This window comes from Streptomyces clavuligerus, from assembly GCF_005519465.1.
GTDB classification, from domain to species: domain Bacteria; phylum Actinomycetota; class Actinomycetes; order Streptomycetales; family Streptomycetaceae; genus Streptomyces; species Streptomyces clavuligerus.
The window spans coordinates 2110111-2125977 of sequence record NZ_CP027858.1 but is presented as its reverse complement, the minus strand read 5'-3'; the positions used below and the strand labels follow the sequence as shown (position 1 = coordinate 2125977).

Annotated in this window: 16 protein-coding genes; 11 read left to right on the top strand and 5 right to left on the bottom strand. The window is 74.0% G+C overall.

The features are described 5' to 3' along the window. Positions 1–2: 2 nt before the first annotated feature. On the bottom strand, positions 3–1004 hold the full coding sequence (locus tag CRV15_RS08525; RefSeq protein WP_003961704.1) for a GNAT family N-acetyltransferase: 1002 nt from the start codon (positions 1002–1004) through the stop codon (positions 3–5). Positions 1005–1118: 114 nt separating this feature from the next. Between CRV15_RS08525 and fdxA the strand changes: the two genes are divergently transcribed. Then, positions 1119–1436: a ferredoxin gene (fdxA, locus tag CRV15_RS08520; RefSeq protein WP_003953851.1), complete on the top strand. Its 318-nt coding sequence runs from the start codon at positions 1119–1121 to the stop codon at positions 1434–1436. Between the two features lie 224 nt (positions 1437–1660). Next, a complete protein-coding gene (dapC, locus tag CRV15_RS08515) occupies positions 1661–2758 on the top strand; it encodes a succinyldiaminopimelate transaminase (protein WP_009997447.1) in 1098 nt (365 codons plus the stop codon). A gap of 108 nt (positions 2759–2866) precedes the next feature. Here dapC and CRV15_RS08510 read toward each other — a convergent pair whose 3' ends face one another. After that, on the bottom strand, positions 2867–3346 hold the full coding sequence (locus tag CRV15_RS08510; RefSeq protein ID WP_009997448.1) for a hypothetical protein: 480 nt from the start codon (positions 3344–3346) through the stop codon (positions 2867–2869). 463 nt (positions 3347–3809) lie between these two features. Between CRV15_RS08510 and dapE the strand changes: the two genes are divergently transcribed. Both dapE and CRV15_RS08500 read left to right on the top strand, forming a co-directional pair. Further along, the gene (gene dapE, locus CRV15_RS08505; protein WP_003953854.1) at positions 3810–4889 is read left to right on the top strand and encodes a succinyl-diaminopimelate desuccinylase; all 1080 of its coding nucleotides are present in this window, start codon (positions 3810–3812) and stop codon (positions 4887–4889) included. Between the two features lie 68 nt (positions 4890–4957). Next, positions 4958–5707, top strand: a complete 750-nt coding sequence (locus tag CRV15_RS08500) for an LOG family protein (RefSeq protein ID WP_003961707.1) — start codon at positions 4958–4960, stop codon at positions 5705–5707. 268 nt (positions 5708–5975) lie between these two features. Here the strand turns inward: CRV15_RS08500 and folP are convergent, their stop codons facing one another. Next, a complete protein-coding gene (gene folP, locus CRV15_RS08495; RefSeq protein ID WP_003961708.1) occupies positions 5976–6836 on the bottom strand; it encodes a dihydropteroate synthase in 861 nt (286 codons plus the stop codon). Between the two features lie 118 nt (positions 6837–6954). On the opposite strand from folP, the gene CRV15_RS08490 reads away from it, so the two are divergent. Next, positions 6955–7308 (top strand): DivIVA domain-containing protein, encoded by a 354-nt coding sequence (locus CRV15_RS08490; protein WP_009997449.1) that lies wholly within the window; start codon positions 6955–6957, stop codon positions 7306–7308. Beyond that, positions 7305–7886 (top strand): DNA-3-methyladenine glycosylase I, encoded by a 582-nt coding sequence (locus CRV15_RS08485; protein ID WP_003953859.1) that lies wholly within the window; start codon positions 7305–7307, stop codon positions 7884–7886. Before CRV15_RS08490 ends, CRV15_RS08485 begins: the two co-directional genes overlap by 4 nt. Before the next feature lie 39 nt (positions 7887–7925). On the opposite strand, the gene chcB is transcribed toward CRV15_RS08485, so the two are convergent. Further along, a complete protein-coding gene (gene chcB / locus CRV15_RS08480) occupies positions 7926–8726 on the bottom strand; it encodes a 2-cyclohexenylcarbonyl CoA isomerase (RefSeq protein WP_003953861.1) in 801 nt (266 codons plus the stop codon). Between the two features lie 320 nt (positions 8727–9046). Here chcB and CRV15_RS08475 point away from each other — a divergent pair, with 320 nt between their 5' ends. Next, on the top strand, positions 9047–9214 hold the full coding sequence (locus CRV15_RS08475) for a DUF3117 domain-containing protein (protein ID WP_009997451.1): 168 nt from the start codon (positions 9047–9049) through the stop codon (positions 9212–9214). 222 nt (positions 9215–9436) lie between these two features. Here CRV15_RS08475 and CRV15_RS08470 read toward each other — a convergent pair whose 3' ends face one another. Continuing rightward, positions 9437–10138, bottom strand: a complete 702-nt coding sequence (locus tag CRV15_RS08470) for an O-methyltransferase (protein ID WP_078504758.1) — start codon at positions 10136–10138, stop codon at positions 9437–9439. A 107-nt stretch (positions 10139–10245) separates the two neighbouring features. Here CRV15_RS08470 and sigE point away from each other — a divergent pair, with 107 nt between their 5' ends. The 4 genes from sigE to CRV15_RS08450 all read left to right on the top strand — a co-directional run bounded on the left by sigE (position 10246) and on the right by CRV15_RS08450 (position 15739). Next, complete coding sequence (gene sigE / locus CRV15_RS08465; protein ID WP_003961711.1) at positions 10246–11013, top strand: RNA polymerase sigma factor SigE; 768 nt, start codon at positions 10246–10248, stop codon at positions 11011–11013. After that, positions 11010–11984 (top strand): anti-sigma factor family protein, encoded by a 975-nt coding sequence (locus CRV15_RS08460; protein WP_003953865.1) that lies wholly within the window; start codon positions 11010–11012, stop codon positions 11982–11984. The genes sigE and CRV15_RS08460 overlap by 4 nt, the downstream gene beginning before the upstream one ends. Before the next feature lie 1263 nt (positions 11985–13247). After that, positions 13248–15032: a trypsin-like peptidase domain-containing protein gene (locus tag CRV15_RS08455; RefSeq protein ID WP_009997452.1), complete on the top strand. Its 1785-nt coding sequence runs from the start codon at positions 13248–13250 to the stop codon at positions 15030–15032. Between the two features lie 260 nt (positions 15033–15292). Then, positions 15293–15739, top strand: coding sequence for a sec-independent translocase (locus CRV15_RS08450; RefSeq protein WP_003953868.1), 447 nt, complete (start codon positions 15293–15295; stop codon positions 15737–15739). The last annotated feature ends 128 nt before the right edge of the window (positions 15740–15867 follow it).

Below are 15867 nucleotides of genomic sequence, written 5' to 3'. Positions count from 1 at the left end.
GGTCAGGGGGCCCGGAAGTGGTGGTAGCGGTGGTGCGTCACAAACCCCAGACCGTCGTAGAGCGCGCGGGCCCCGTCGTTCTCCGTCTCCACCTGGAGCCAGGCGGCGGACGCCCCCTCCGCCAGCGCCCGCTGCGCGAGCGCGGTCATGACGGCCGAGCCGAGCCCCTGGCGGCGGCGGTCCGGGTCGACCTCCACGGCCTGGAACCCGGCCCAGCGCCCGTCGACCACGCAGCGTCCGATCGCCGCGGGCGCCCCGCCCCCGCCCGGCACCGACGCGAACCAGACCGAGGGCCCGGCGCCGAGGACCCGCCGCACGGCCGCGGCCGTCCCGCCGCCGCCCGTGCGCCCGTAGCGGCGCAGCCAGCCCTCGTCCAGGTCGCGGGAGAGGACGACCCCGGAGACGTCCGCGTCCCGGTCCGCGAGCGGGGCGAGTGCGGCGATCCACACCTCCGCGGTGGCCTCGCGCCGCCAGCCGAGCCCCTCCAGCTCCGCGCAGAGCACCTCCTGGGTGCCCGCGGCGCCCGTCGCCGCCTGGAGGTACGCGGGCAGCTCCCGCGCCGCGTACCAGGCGCGCACCCGCTCCAGCGCCTCGTCCCGCGGGAGTCCGGGGTCACCGGCCGCGAGCACCGAGTTGGCCCGCCGGGTGAAACCCCCGGCGGCCCGCAGCTCCCAGTCGCCGAGCCGGGCGCTCTCCAGCGGCTGCCAGGCCCGCGAGGCCACCCGGCACAGCTCCGCGAAGTCCGCCGCGGGCCCCCTTCTCCGGGCCGGTGCGGCGGGGATGACCTTGCCCGCGACCAGGGACGATTCCTCGATCCGTACCGTCTCGCCCCGCTTCGTTGTGATCAGCAGCACACCCTCGTCCCAGGATGTGAGAACCCCGACCGCGTCGGTGAACCGCTCCCCGCTGGCGGGGGGCGCCGTCAGACGTCGGGTTGATACCCGTTTGCCCACGTCAAGGGGGGTGATACGGACGTCGAGCCGTCCGGTGCCGGTGAATTCCACAGCTCTGCGAGCCCCTCCTGTTCGGATCGTCCTCAGGAACGGAGATACTAGGTGCGGGCATCGACGACGCCGCGCTCCCGCGCAAAGCCAGCCCTACCGAGGAGGAACGACAGCGTGACCTACGTCATCGCGCAGCCTTGTGTCGACGTCAAGGACAAGGCGTGCATCGAGGAGTGCCCCGTCGACTGCATCTACGAGGGCCGCCGGTCCTTGTACATCCACCCGGACGAATGCGTCGACTGCGGGGCCTGTGAGCCCGTCTGCCCCGTGGAGGCCATTTTCTACGAGGACGACACCCCGGAGGAGTGGAAGGACTACTACAAGGCGAACGTCGAGTTCTTCGACGAGCTCGGTTCGCCCGGTGGTGCCTCCAAGCTTGGTCTGATCGAGCGGGACCACCCCTTCATCGCGGCTCTGCCCCCGCAGGGCTGATCCGCCCCGGCCCGGACTCCGGAGCCGCACGCATCCCGGTCCCGTACGGTCGTCGTCCGTACGGGACCGGCGTGCTCCGGCCCCCGGCCGCCCGCTGACACCCGGACAAGCGACCGGCGACCGGCAGTCCGGTGGGGAAAGCCCGGTGCCGAAGGCCCGGTGACCGGAGCCCGGTGAACGGGGGTCCGGTGAACAAGAGTCCGGTGACAAGAAAGAGAAAGCACGTGTCCGCAGTCTCTTCGCGCCTGCCCGTCTTCCCCTGGGACAAGCTGGAGCCCTACAAGGCGACGGCCGCCCGCCACCCCGACGGCATCGTGGACCTCTCCGTCGGCACCCCGGTGGACCCCGTCCCCGCGCTGATCCAGAAGGCCCTGACCGACGCCGCCGACTCGCCGGGCTATCCCACGGTCTGGGGGACGGCCGCCCTGCGGGATGCGCTCACCAGCTGGGTGGAGCGCCGCCTCGGCGCGACCGGTGTCACCCACCGCAATGTGCTGCCGGTCGTCGGCTCCAAGGAGCTGGTGGCCTGGCTGCCGACCCAGCTCGGCCTGGGCGCGGGCGACCGGGTCGCGTATCCGCGGCTCGCCTACCCGACGTACGAGGTCGGGGCGCGGCTGTGCGGGGCGACCCCCGTCGTCTACGACGACCCCACCGAGCTGGACCCGCGCGGGCTGCGGCTGCTGTGGCTGAACTCGCCGTCGAACCCCACCGGGCGGGTGCTCGGCAAGGACGAGCTGACCCGGATCGTGGCCTGGGCCCGTACGCACGGCGTGCTGGTCTTCAGCGACGAGTGCTATCTGGAGCTGGGCTGGGAGGCCGAGCCCGTCTCGGTGCTCGACGCCGAGGTCTGCGGCGGGGTGTACGACGGCCTGGTCGCCGTCCACTCCCTCTCCAAGCGCTCCAACCTGGCGGGCTACCGGGCCGCCTTCATCGCCGGTGACGAACGGGTCCTCGGCGAGCTGCTCCAGATCCGCAAGCACGGCGGGATGATGACCCCCGCGCCGGTGCAGGCGGCCACCGTCGCCGCGCTCGGCGACGACACCCATGTGACGGAGCAGCGGGCCCGGTACGCGGCCCGCCGCACCGCGCTGCGCGGGGCCCTGGAGGCGCACGGCTTCCGGATCGAGCACAGCGAGGCGAGCCTGTATCTGTGGGCGACCCGGGACGAGCCCTGCTGGAGCACCGTGGCGCACCTGGCGGAGCTGGGCGTCCTGGTCGCTCCCGGGGACTTCTACGGCGCGGCGGGGGAGCGGTTCGTCCGGGTCGCGTTCACGGCGACCGACGAGCGGGTCGCGGCGGCGGTCGCCCGCCTCGGCGGCTGACGGACGGGAACGGCCCGTCCGCACCGGCACGGGAGCGCGTGAGCATGCGCGAGGGGCCCGGAAGCGTTGTGCTTCCGGGCCCCTCGCGCTGTGTGCCGGGAGGGCGGATCAGGCCAGCGGCAGGGTCTGCGCGGGGCTGGTGACCTGGGCGGGCAGACCGCCGATCAGTCCGGCGGCCGGGGCGGGGGCGCCGTTGCCCAGGGCCTCGGCCGCGGTGCCCGCGGTGCCGCCGAGGACGGTCCCGGCGGTGGTCGTGGCGGTGGTCGCGGTGTCGTTGGCGGTCTCCCGGACGGTGGGACCGGCGGCCTCGCCCGCCTGGCCCAGGGTCCGTCCGGCGGTCGGGACGGCCTGCTGCGTGGCGGCCTCTCCGGCGGCGCCGAGCGCCTGGGACGCCTGCTCACCGGTGTGGTCGGCGGTGGCGCTCAGACCCCCGGCCTCCATGGTGTCCATGGCGGACACCGCGCTGAGCGGGTTGGCGTCCTGGATCTCCACGGCGCCCGCAGAGCCGGCCGCACCGACCACGGGGCTTGCGCCGACCGCGACGAGCAGTGCGGCACGGGCGATCCGGCGGGTCAGGGGGAGGGACATTTTGCTCCTTGAGAAACAAGAGTTGGGACAAGAGGGGACGGGGTGTCCGGGCCGCTCCGGCCGTTGGCTCCGGCCTCCGGGGGACACCGGCCCGGGTACCCGGACGCAGTGACAACCGCTCGGAGGGGCGGGGAAGTTGCGGTGCATCAAGGTAAAGAGTTGGCAATGCGTCGCATTATCAGACCCGGATAAAGACGGGCAAACATTCCCGCTTCCCCGTGGTCGAGGAAACGTCACTCCGCAAGGCGCGCAACGATCGCCGACGGCCCGGAGCCGCCCCGTCCCCAGGGCCCCGTCCGGCGGGCGACAACTCCCTCCCCGGGGGGAACCACCGCATCGCTGTGCGATCTGCCGCCGCACCGCCCGGACCCGGGTCCCCGGCCACCGCCGACCGCCCCGGTGCCCGTCCGCCGCGGTCCGTCCGGACCCGGGGCCCCGGTCACCGCCGCGTTAGGGTCGTCCCATGTCCCCCACCGAGCTGGACCTCACCCTCGACGGGCCCGCGCTCACCGCCGCGCTGGTCGACTTCCCCTCCGTCAGCGGGGAGGAGAAGCCCCTCGCGGACGCCATCGAGCGGGCGCTCTCCGCGCTGCCGCACCTCACGGTCGACCGCCACGGCAACAACATCGTGGCCCGCACCCGCCTCGGCCGCGCCGAGCGGGTCGTCCTCGCCGGGCACATCGACACCGTGCCGATCGCGGACAACGTCCCCTCCCGGCTGGACGGGAACGGGGTGCTGTGGGGCTGCGGCACCAGCGACATGAAGTCGGGCGTCGCCGTGCAGCTGCGGATCGCCGCCACGGTGCCCGAGCCCAACCGCGACCTCACCTTCGTCTTCTACGACAACGAGGAGGTCGCCGCCCACCGCAACGGCCTCGGCCATGTCGCCGAGGCCCACCCCGACTGGCTCGCCGGTGACTTCGCCGTGCTGCTCGAACCCTCCGACGGCGAGGTGGAGGGCGGCTGCCAGGGCACGCTCAGGGTGCTGCTGCGGACCACGGGCGAGCGGGCGCACTCCGCGCGGAGCTGGATGGGGTCGAACGCGATCCACGCCGCCGCCCCGATCCTGGCCCGGCTCGCCGCCTACGAGCCCCGCCGACCCGTGATCGACGGGCTGGAGTACCGCGAGGGCCTGAACGCCGTGAAGATCGAGGGCGGCGTCGCGGGGAATGTGATCCCCGACGCCTGCACCGTCGTCGTCAACTTCCGCTACGCCCCCGACCGGAGCGCGGACGAGGCGCTGGCCCATGTCCAGGAGGCGTTCGCGGACTGCGGAGTGGACGAGTTCGTCGTCGACGACCACTCCGGCGGGGCACTGCCCGGCCTCGGCCACCCCGCCGCCGCGGCCTTCATGAAGGCGGTCGGCGGCAGCGCCCGGCCCAAGTTCGGCTGGACGGACGTCTCCCGTTTCAGCGCCCTCGGGGTGCCCGCCGTCAACTACGGCCCGGGGGACGCGCTCTACGCCCACAAGCGGGACGAGCATGTCGCCGTGGAGAAGATCACACACTGCGAGAACCGGCTGCGGGAGTGGCTGACGTCCTGAGTTCGCCCGGTCGTCATCCGCACCGGCCTACCCTGGGACCTGCAACAGTGTTCGGCGGAGGGAGCGTCATGGCCAACCCCGGGGAGTCGCGGGAGTACGAGGAGCGCAGGCAGGGACCGGTGCTGCGGCGCCGGGAACAGGTGCAGCCGGAGACCACCGACCAGCGGCTGCTGGACACCGAGGGCGACTCGGAGTGGGTGCACACCGACCCCTGGCGGGTGATGCGCATCCAGTCGGAGTTCGTCGAGGGCTTCGGCGCCCTCGCCGAGCTGCCCAAGGCCATCAGCGTCTTCGGATCGGCCCGCACCAGGCCCGGCACCCCCGAGTACGAGGCGGGCGTCCGCATCGGCGGGGCGCTGGTGGACGCGGGCTTCGCGGTGATCACCGGCGGTGGTCCGGGCGCGATGGAGGCGGCCAACCTCGGCGCGCGCGAGGCCCGGGGCGTCTCGGTGGGCCTCGGCATCGAGCTGCCCTTCGAGCAGGGCCTCAACCCCCATGTCGACATCGGCGTGAACTTCCGCTACTTCTTCGTCCGCAAGACGATGTTCGTGAAGTACGCGTCCGGGTTCGTGGTGCTGCCCGGCGGGCTCGGCACCCTGGACGAGCTGTTCGAGGCGCTGACCCTGGTCCAGACCGGCAAGGTCACCCGGTTCCCGATCGTGCTCTTCGGCTCCGCGTACTGGAGCGGCCTGGTCGACTGGCTGCGGGACACCGTGGTCGGCCAGGGCAAGGCGTCCGAGCGGGATCTGCTGCTGTTCCACGTCACGGACGACGTGGACGAGGCCGTGTCGCTGGTGACCAAGGAGACCGGCCGCTAGGGAGTGTCGTCAGAGTAGCGTCGTCCGTCCGGAGGACGGGCGGTGCGGCGCATGGTGCGTGCAGATGCAAGGCGGAGGAGGGAGTCCATGCGGTGGGGGTCCCTCCCGGGCCGCCAGGCCCAGGGGGCCATCGGCGACTGACGACAACGCAGCAGATGTGCGTGCAAGGCGTCGCGACGCAGACGGGATTTTGACGACACGACCTAGGGCCGCCGGAACGGTCCGGGGCGCGCCCGCCGGGCCCGAGGGCTCCGGCGGGCGCGCCGCGTCAGGCCAGGCCCCGGCGGGCCACGGCGGGCGGGCGGTGGCCCGCGATCGAGGCGACCATGTCCAGTACCTGACGGGTCTCCGCGACCTCGTGCACCCGGTACACCCGCGCGCCCAGCCACGCCGAGACCGCCGTGGTCGCCAGCGTCCCGATCAGCCGTTCCTGCACCGGCCGGTCCAGGGTCTCCCCCACGAAGTCCTTGTTCGACAGCGAGACCAGCACCGGCCACCCCGTCTCCACCAGCTCCCCCAGCCGCCGGGTGGCCTCCAGCGAGTGCCGGGTGTTCTTGCCGAAGTCATGACCGGGGTCGATCATGATCCCGTCGCGCCGCACCCCCAGCCCGGCGGCCCGCTCGGCCAGGCCCACCGTCACCCGCAGGATGTCGGCGACGACATCCTCGTACGCGGTCCGGTGCGGCCGGGTCCGCGGCTCCGCCCCGCCCGCGTGGGTGCAGACCAGGCCCGCCCCGTGGCGCGCGGCGACCTCGGCCAGCCGGGGGTCGACCCCGCCCCAGGCGTCGTTCAGCAGATCGGCGCCCGCCGCGCAGACCGCCTCGCCCACCTCGTGCCGCCAGGTGTCCACGCTGATCACCACATCGGGGAAGCGGCGGCGCACCTCGGCCACGAAGCCGACCGTCCGCCGCACCTCCTCCGCCGCCGTGACCTCGTCCCCGGGGCCGGCCTTGACCCCTCCGATGTCGATGATGGCCGCGCCCTCCGCCACCGCCTGCTCCACCCGCGCCAGCGCCGGCTCGTCGTGGAAGGTCGCGCCCCGGTCGTAGAACGAGTCCGGGGTACGGTTCACGATCGCCATGATCACCGGCTCGTGCGGGTCGAATTCACGCTGTCCCAGCCGCAGCATCAGCGGTTTTCCTCCTCAGGTCGTCCGGCTGCGACCCTAACGGTCCGACCGGCGTGGCACGATCGACCGGGCAACAGTTGTGGCCGGGGGCGTCCGCGGTCCGGGGAGAGGTCGTCACGTGTTCTTGTTCTTGCTGATCACGATGGTCGTGGTCGTCGGCGCGGTCACGCTGGCCGTGATCGGCGGCGGCGACAGCGCGGCCCTGCCCGAGGCGGCGCCCGAACAGCTCGTCGATCCGCTGCCGCCGAACCGCCCGGTCGGCCGCGCCGACGTGGAGGCCGTCCGGCTGCCGGTGACCCTGCGCGGCTACCGCATGGCGGACGTCGACGACGTGCTGAGCAGGCTCGGCGCGGAGCTGGCCGAGCGGGACGCCCGGATCGCCGAGCTGGAGACCGCGCTCGCCGGTCCGGGGGACGCCCCCGCGGGCCCGGCGGCCGCGTCCGCCCGGCCGGGCGAGGAGGACGCGCGGTGAGCGGCGCCCTGGTCACCGGCCCGGACGGGGTGTCCCGCTGCCCCTGGGGCGTGAGCACCGACGACTATCGCGTCTACCACGACACCGAGTGGGGCCGCCCCGTCCACGGGGACGACGCCCTCTTCGAACGGCTGTGCCTGGAGGCGTTCCAGTCGGGTCTCTCCTGGCTCACCATCCTGCGGCGGCGCGAGGGCTTCCGGAGCGCCTTCGCAGGATTCCGGATCGCGTCCGTCGCGGAGTTCACCGGGACCGACCGGGAGCGGCTCCTCGCCGACGAGGGCATCATCCGCAACCGTGCGAAGGTCGACGCGACGCTCGCCAACGCGCGGACGCTCGCCGACTGGGCCCCCGGTGAGCTGGACGCCCTGATCTGGTCGTACGCGCCGCCGCGCGCGGGCCGCCCGGCCCCGGTGACGGTCGCCGACGTGCCCGCCGTCACGGACGAGTCGAAGGCCCTGGCCAAGGAACTCAAGAAGCGCGGCATCCGCTTCGTCGGGCCCACGACGGCCTACGCCCTCATGCAGGCGTGCGGGCTGGTGGACGACCATCTGGCGGGCTGCGTGGCCCGGGGCGGGTAGCGGGGCCGCCCGTGCCCCGCACCGGGCCGGGCGGGCCGGTCAGCGGCCCCGGTAGACGGGCCGCTCCTTCGCGACGAAGGCGGTCACGGCGGTGGAGTGGTCCTCCGAGGCACCCGCCCTGGCCTGGAGCTCCTCCTCCTTGAGCAGGGTCTCCTCCAGGGAGTGGGCCGCGGCGTGGGCCAGCGACTCCTTGATCGCCGCGTAGGCCAGGGTCGGGCCCTGCGCCAGCCGCCGGGCCACGGCGGCGGCCTCGGCGGCCAGCTCGTCGGCCGGGACCACCGTGTTCACGACCCCCCAGGCGTGTGCCTCCTGCGCGGAGAAGGAACGGGGGAAGAGCAGCAGATCGGCGGCGCGGCCCGGGCCGACCAGCCGGGACAGGGTCCAGGAGACCCCGGAGTCGGCGGTGAGCGCGACCCCCGCGAAGGCGGTGGTGAACGTCGCCGAGTCGGCGGCCACCCGGTAGTCGGCCGCCAGGGCGAAGCCGAGGCCCGCGCCCGCCGCGACCCCGTTGATCCCCGCCACGACGGGCTTGGGCATCGAGGTCAGGGCTCGCACGATCGGGTTGTAGTGCTCACGCACCGTGTTCATGGTCCCGCCGGTGCCCGTCTCCCGGTCCGCGGCGAGCAGCCCGATGTGCTCCTTGAGGTCCTGGCCGACGCAGAAGGCGCGACCGGTGGCGGTCAGCAGCACCGCGCGGACGGAGTCGTCGCCCGCCGCCCGCTCCAGGGTGTCCCGCAGGGCGACCTTGGCCTCGACATTCAGCGCGTTCATGGCGTCGGGCCGGTTGATCGTGATCGTCGCGAGTCCCTCGTGCACCTCGTACAGCACGGAGTCGGCCATCTCAGCTCCCTTGGCGATCGGCGGTCGTGTCCCGCCTCAGCATGGCGGAGATCGCCGGGGCCGGTCATGTGAGCTGCGTCAAACCGGGGGCGCTCGGGGGCGGCCCCGGGGGCGTGGGAAGGAGGCGAAGTATCGCAGGCGGATCGCCGAATTGGGTGGTTTTGCGGGAGCGCGTTGCCTAAGCGATGTCGACCGATGTTGGTCATCGGGTCCCGCGATGCGGGATAATGACCTGGAAGCAATGTGTTCGATGCCGGTGAAGCATGCCTACCCAGGGGCCGTCGGCTGAGGATGAGCTGGTTTCAGGAAGGGGAACGAGCATGGCGGCCATGAAGCCGCGGACGGGCGACGGCCCGCTCGAGGTGACCAAGGAGGGGCGGGGCATCGTCATGCGCGTTCCGCTCGAAGGCGGCGGTCGGCTTGTCGTCGAGCTGACACCGGACGAGGCCGAGGCGCTCGGTGACGCCCTGAAGAAGGTCGTCGGCTGACGCGGAGCCCACGCGTTCTCACCGCCCCGGTACCTCTGAGGTGCCGGGGCGGTTCGCTGTCCGGAGCCGGGGCGGCGGCCGGGGCTGCGGTCGCCGGAGTCAGGACGGACGGGCGGCACCGGCCTCCGCGCACCGCCGGGCGCGGCGGAGGCGTCGGGAGCGCCGTCGGGGGTGTCCTCGGGGGTGTCGGGGCGCGGCGGGGCGTGTCGGGGCGCGGCGGGGTCAGCCGCGGCGGACCGCCGTGAGCAGACCGTCGCCCACCGGTAGGAACGAGGCCACCAGCTCCGGGCTCTCCCGCACCGTGCGCAGCAGCTCCCGCAGCCGCAGCACCTCGACCGGCTGGGCCGCCGAGTCGACCGTACGCCCCTGGGCGAACACCCCTTCGAAGCAGACCAGGCCGCCCGGCCGCAGCAGCCGCAGCGCCTCCGCCAGGCACTCCAGGGACTCCAGCCGGTCGCCGTCGCAGAAGACCAGGTCGTAGCCGCCGTCGGCGAGCCGGGGCAGGACGTCGAGGGCGCGGCCGGGGATGAACCGCGCCCGGTTGCCCGCGAAGCCCGCCCCGCGGAACGCCTGCTTCGCGAACTGCTGCCGGGCCGGCTCGGGGTCCACCGTGGTGAGCACCCCGTCGGGCCGCATGCCCTGGAGCAGATAGATCCCGGAGACCCCCGTCCCGGTGCCGACCTCCGCCACGGCCTTCGCGTCGACGGTGGCGGCCAGCAGTCGCAGCGCGGCGCCGGTGCCCGGGGACACCGAGGGAATCCCTGACTCCCGGGCCCGCTCACGGGCCCAGCGCAGCGCGTCGTCCTCGGCGACAAAGGCGTCGGCGAACGCCCAGCTTGTCTGCCGGTTCGCGGTAATCGGCCTCTCCTGTCCCCGTAGTTGAACGCGACGTCGACTGTATCCGCTGCCCTCGGGAACCCGCAGATGGGACCGGGCGTTGTGAGGGACGGGGGGAAGCGATGGAACAGAGCCGGTGGCAGTACCCAAATTCGCGTAAAGATTCTTATCCGGAGCTAACGGGCGAGGTGGCTATGGTAGGGGCTCCGCTGGACACCACCAGAGCCGATAGGGGAGGTGCGGCTGCACCTGCGGATCGCAGGGGAGTGCTCACGCGCTTTCTCAGGTCACCGGGTGAGCCGAAATCCGTGACCAACACCGCTGACCGTTCCCGTACCCAGGACTCCGCGACCACCGCGACCTTCACTTCGGAGGCGGAATCCCAGGCATGGACACCTCCGTCCTGGGAGGAGATCGTCAGCACGCACAGTGGTCGCGTGTACCGTCTCGCCTATCGGCTCACGGGCAATCAGCACGACGCCGAGGACCTGACGCAGGAGGTCTTCGTCCGCGTCTTCCGCTCGCTGTCGACCTACACGCCCGGCACCTTCGAGGGCTGGCTCCACCGGATCACCACCAATCTCTTCCTGGACATGGTCCGCCGCAAGCAGCGCATCCGTTTCGACGCGCTCGGCGACGACGCCGCCGAGCGGCTGCCCAGCCGTGAGCCGTCCCCGCAGCAGGTCTTCAACGACAGCCACTTCGACGCCGATGTCCAGCAGGCGCTGGACACCCTCGCGCCCGAGTTCCGCGCCGCCGTGGTCCTCTGCGACATCGAGGGGCTGTCGTACGAGGAGATCGCCGCGACCCTGGGTGTCAAGCTGGGCACTGTCCGCAGCCGGATCCACCGGGGCCGCTCGCATCTGCGCAAGGCCCTCAAGCACCGTTCGCCCGAGGCCCGGGCCGAGCAGCGCATGCTCGCGGGCGCCGTCGGGCTCGTGGGGGAGGGCGGACCGGCGTGAGCGAATACCGCCCCACCCCCGCCGAGCAGCATCTGGGGGACCGCCTCGCCGCCCTGGTCGACGGCGAGCTGAAACACGACGCGCGCGACCGGGTCCTGGCCCATCTGGCGACCTGCGCCAAGTGCAAGGCCGAGGCGGACGCCCAGCGCCGGCTGAAGGACGTCTTCGCCCAGGCCGCGCCCCCGCCGCCCTCGGAGGGGCTGCTCGCGCGGCTCCAGGGGCTGCCCGCGGGCCCCGGCGGGACGGATCTCGGCGGTCCCTTCTCCGGTGGTCCGTTCCCCGGGGGGCCCGTCATCGACGCCGTCTTCGAGGGAGCGGGCACCCCGTCGGGAAGACCGGGCGGCCGCCGCCCCGGGACCTTCGGCTATGTCCCCGGGGCCCACGTGGGCGCCCCGGTGCTGCCCGCAGGGTCGGGGGGCGGCTTCCGTATCCATGAGGTGGGGCGGCCCGAGTCCGAGCGTTCCGGCTCGCCCTGGCGGGGCCGCAGATTCGCCTTCGCCGCCGCGAGCGCGGTCTCCTTCGCCGCGATCGCCCTCGGGGGGACGCTGCCGCTGGACGGCTCGGTCCAGCAGAGCGCCCGCGGCGGCGGCCAGGGGAACAGCGTCACCCCGATGCGGGCCACCAACGGCACCGGGGCGTCCGCTGCCGGTGCCGGAGTGCCCGCGGCGTCCCCCGGTGCGCGCAGCCTGGAGTACGACCGGCGTCGCAGCCCCGGCGGTCTCGCCCCGGCCCGGGGCGAGGAGCAGCGGGCCGCGGGGCGTCCCGCGCCGCGGCTGTTCGCCCCGACGCCGCCGGCGCCCAGCCTGCTGGAGCCGCTCGGTGTCGCCGCGCCCGCCCTCGGCCCGCCGCTGGTGCCGCCCGTCGCGGTCGGTCTGCGGCTCGCCGGAGCCCCCGGGATCACCCCGGCGGTGACCCCGGCGCCCAGCCATCTCGTGGCCCCGACGGACGTCTCACCGCCGACGTCCCCCTGAACCGGCGGGCTCGGGGCGAGCCGGGCCCGGCCCCTGCGCGGAGTTCGGCGAACCTGGTTGAATCCTCGCAGGGGCGCCCCGAGGGGGGCGCCGCACGGGCCGGCTGTTTGCGGGGAGAGCATGGACGACGGGAAGACCACGGAAGCCCGGGCGAAGTGGTGGAGCCGCCCCGGCGCGGAGCCGTCCCCGCAGGACCGGGACACGACACCGCCCGCGCCCGCCTCCGACATCCCCGCACAGCCCGACGGCCCCACGGCCCCGCCCGCCCCTTCCGCCGCCCCGGCCGACGACCCTGCGGCCCCGGGCGGTGCCGCCCGCCCCGCCGACGGCCTGACGGCTTTCGGCGGCTCGGCCGCTTCCGTCGACGGCTCCGCCCGTTCCGGCGGGTCGGTTCCCGACGGCGGCTCCGCTTCCTCCGGCCGTCCGGCGGATGGCCCGGCGGCTTCGGTCGGCCCTACTCCCTCCGGTCGGCCGGGCCTCGCGGACGGCTTGGTTCCCGTCGACGGCCTGACGGCTTTGGGCGGCTCGGCCGCTTCCGTCGACGGCTCCGCCCGTTCCGGTGGGTCGGTTCTCTCCGGTGGTCCGGCGGATGGCCCGGCGGCCTCCGGTGACGGCTCTGTTTCTTCCGGCGGCTCCGTGCCCGACGGCGGTCCGGCCCTCTCCGGCGGTCCGGCCGACGGCCTGACGGCTTCGGGTAGCCCTGCCGCCTTCGCCGACGGCCCCGCTTCCTCCGGTCGTCCGGCCGACAGCCCCGTCCCCTCCGGCGGTCCGGCTGACGGTCTGACGGCTTTCGGTGGCTCGGCCGCTTCCGCCGACGGCTCCGCCCGTTCCGGCGGGTCGGTTCTCTCCGGTCGTCCTGCTGATGGCCTCGCGGCCTCCGCCGACAGCTCTGTTTCTTCCGGCGGCTCCGTGCCCGACGGCGGCCCGGCCGACGGCTCCACGGCTTCGGGTGGCTCGGCTGCTTCCGTCGACGACTCGGCCCGTTCTGACGGCTCGGCCGTCTCCGGCCGTCCGGGCCCGGCAGACGGCTCCGTCCCGTCCGGCCGTCCGGCTGACGACTCCACGGCTTCTGCCGACAGCCCCGTCCCCTCCGGCCGCCCGGCCGACGGTCTGACGGCTTCGGGCGGCTCGGGTGCTTCCGCCGACGGCTCCGCTTCCTCCGGTCGTCTGGCCGACAGTTTCGTCCCCTCCAGCCGCCCGGCTGACGGCCCTATGACTTCGGGCAGCCCTGTTGTCTCCGGTCGCCCGGGCCTCGCGGACGGCTTGGTCCCCGCCGACGGCCTGGCGGTTTCCGGGGGCCCCGTCGCTTCCGTCGATGGCTCCGTCCCGTCCGGCGGCCCTGTCGACGACCTCATGGCCTCCGGTGGCTCCGCCGCCTTCGCGGACGGCTCCGCCCGTTCCGACGGTGGCTCCGGGCGGTCCGTCGACAGCCCCGCTGCCTCCGGTGGGGCCGGTGAGCCGTCCGCCGTTCCGGCCGCGAGGGTGGGGCCGGCCGAGGGCGGGGCGGTACCGGCGCCCGCCGTCTTCGGGTCCGGGGGTGGGGCGGAGCCGGGGGCCGGGGCACCCGTTCCGCCCGCGCCCCGGAGCGGGGAAGGGGACCGGCCGCAGCCCCTGCATGAGCCGGACGCGTACAGCACCCCGCCGTACGGGGAGCCCGGGCCCTGGGCTCCCGCCCCGCCCGTGCAGCGGCCGGTGCCGACGCCCGCGCAGGGCACCTCCGTACCGCCGCAGCTCCCCGACGGCGGGGCCGACAGCGGCTACGGCCACCCCGGGTACGGGGCACCGGGGCAGCCGGGGGCGGTGTACGGGCATCCCCCGGCGTACCCCCAGGACTCCGCGCAGCCGCCCGCCGGGCAGTGGCTCCAGTACGACCCCTGGGCCACCCCCGGCAGCCAGGTGCTCGGGGTGCCGCTCAGCCAGGTCGGCGAGCCGCCCCGGCGGCGCGGCCGGTTCGGCCCGCTGGTCGCCGGGGCCGTGCTGCTGGCGCTGGTCGCGGGCGGGGTCGGTGGCGGCATCGGCGCGTACATCGAGCGCAACGGCGGGATCAACCGCGTGGAGCTGGAGCAGGCGCCCCGCGAGAACCGCGACCGGGCCCCCGACAGCGTCGCCGGGATCGCCGCCAAGGCGGTGCCCGGCGTGGTCACCCTCCATGTCAACGGCGGCGGCGAGCAGGGCACCGGCACCGGGTTCGTGCTCGACGGCCAGGGGCACATCCTCACCAACAACCATGTCGTCGACCCGGCGGGCGACGGCGGCTCGATCCGGGTCACCTTCAGCGGCGGCGAGACCGTCCGGGCCTCCCTCGTCGGCAAGGACAGCGGCTACGACCTCGCCGTCGTCAAGGTCACCGGGGTCTCCGGGCTCACCCCGCTGCCGCTCGGCAACTCCGACAACGTCCGGGTCGGCGATCCGGTCGTCGCCATCGGTGCCCCGTTCGACCTCCAGAACACCGTCACCTCCGGAATCATCAGCGCCAAGGACCGGCCCATCACGGCCGGCGGCGACAAGGGGGACGGCAGCGATGTCAGCTATGTCGACGCCCTCCAGACCGACGCCCCGATAAACCCGGGCAACTCCGGCGGCCCGCTGGTGGACACCACCGCCCGGGTCATCGGGATCAACAGCGCGATCCGGGCGGCCGACACCGGCCCGGGCACCGAGGGCCAGTCCGGCTCCATCGGCCTGGGTTTCGCCATCCCCATCAACCAGGGCAAACGGGTCGCCGAGGAGCTGATCAACACCGGCCGGGCCACCCACCCGGTCATCGGTGTCAGCCTCGACATGAAGTACACCGGCGACGGCGCCCGCGTCGGCGGGAAGAGCAAGGACGGCACGCCCTCGGTCGTCCCGGGCGGCCCCAGCGCCAAGGCGGGGGTCCGACCGGGCGATGTGATCACCGCGGTCGACGGCCGCCGGGTGCACAGCGGCGAGGAGCTGATCGTCAAGATCCGGGCCCATCGCCCGGGGGACCGGCTGAAACTGACCCTGGTGCGCGAGGGCAAGGAGCGGACGGTGACCGTGACCCTGGGGACCTCGGGCGACGACTGACCCGCCCCGGGACGGCCCGCCCCCGCCGCGGGCCGTCCCCGAAGAGCCCGGCCCGCCCCGGCCCGTCGCCTTCCGTACGCCTCCGGTCCGCCCTTCCGCAGGGCCCCGTTGCACCCCGTGTGCCTCCCCGCCGCGACGGCGGCGGCTGATCGCCGATCACGGCCCCGGGCACGTGACGTGCGCGAGATTCGGCGGGTACCGTGGATCGGGCCCCGGACCGACCGATGTCGCGGGCCACCGAGGACACGAGGAGCGACAGGGTGTTCAACGACATAGGCGCACTGGAACTGGTGGCCCTCGTGGTGCTCGCCGTGCTCGTCTTCGGCCCCGACAAGCTGCCGAAGGTCATCCAGGACACGGCCCGCTTCATCCGCAAGGTCCGGGAGTTCTCGGACAACGCCAAGCACGACATCCGAAGCGAGCTGGGCCCCGAGTTCAAGGACTTCGAGTTCGAGGACCTCAACCCCAAGACCTATCTGCGCAAGCAGATGAGCGAGAACGACGAGCTGAGGGAGCTGCGCGAGCTGGGCAGCAGCTTCGATCTGCGCAAGGAGATGAACGAGGTCGCCGACTCGGTCAACGGCAGGGGCGATTCCTCCGGGACGGTGCCCGCCGCCGTCAACGGCTCCGGCACCCCCGACCTCCTCAAGAAGCGTGACCGTCTCGACAAGGACGAGCGCCCGCCGTACGACGCCGACGCCACCTGAGCCGCGGGGCCCCTTCCCCCTGATGCCGCCCGGTATTCAGCCGTGGCCACTCCCGACCCGGACGCGCCGGTGATGCAGGCCATCCGGCGGCGGTCAGTCCCCGCAAGAGCCAAGTGGGTGGTTATTCT

Excerpts from the sequence above, each read along its gene's own strand:
- folP (WP_003961708.1), bottom strand. The coding sequence starts at position 6,836 with ATGCTGCGGCTGGGACAGCGTGAATTCGACCCGCACGAGCCGGTGATC.
- CRV15_RS08475 (WP_009997451.1), top strand. The coding sequence starts at position 9,047 with ATGGCGGCCATGAAGCCGCGGACGGGCGACGGCCCGCTCGAGGTGACC.
- CRV15_RS08500 (WP_003961707.1), top strand. The coding sequence starts at position 4,958 with ATGGCCAACCCCGGGGAGTCGCGGGAGTACGAGGAGCGCAGGCAGGGA.
- sigE (WP_003961711.1), top strand. The coding sequence starts at position 10,246 with ATGGTAGGGGCTCCGCTGGACACCACCAGAGCCGATAGGGGAGGTGCG.
- chcB (WP_003953861.1), bottom strand. The coding sequence starts at position 8,726 with ATGGCCGACTCCGTGCTGTACGAGGTGCACGAGGGACTCGCGACGATC.
- CRV15_RS08510 (WP_009997448.1), bottom strand. The coding sequence starts at position 3,346 with ATGTCCCTCCCCCTGACCCGCCGGATCGCCCGTGCCGCACTGCTCGTC.
- dapE (WP_003953854.1), top strand. The coding sequence starts at position 3,810 with ATGTCCCCCACCGAGCTGGACCTCACCCTCGACGGGCCCGCGCTCACC.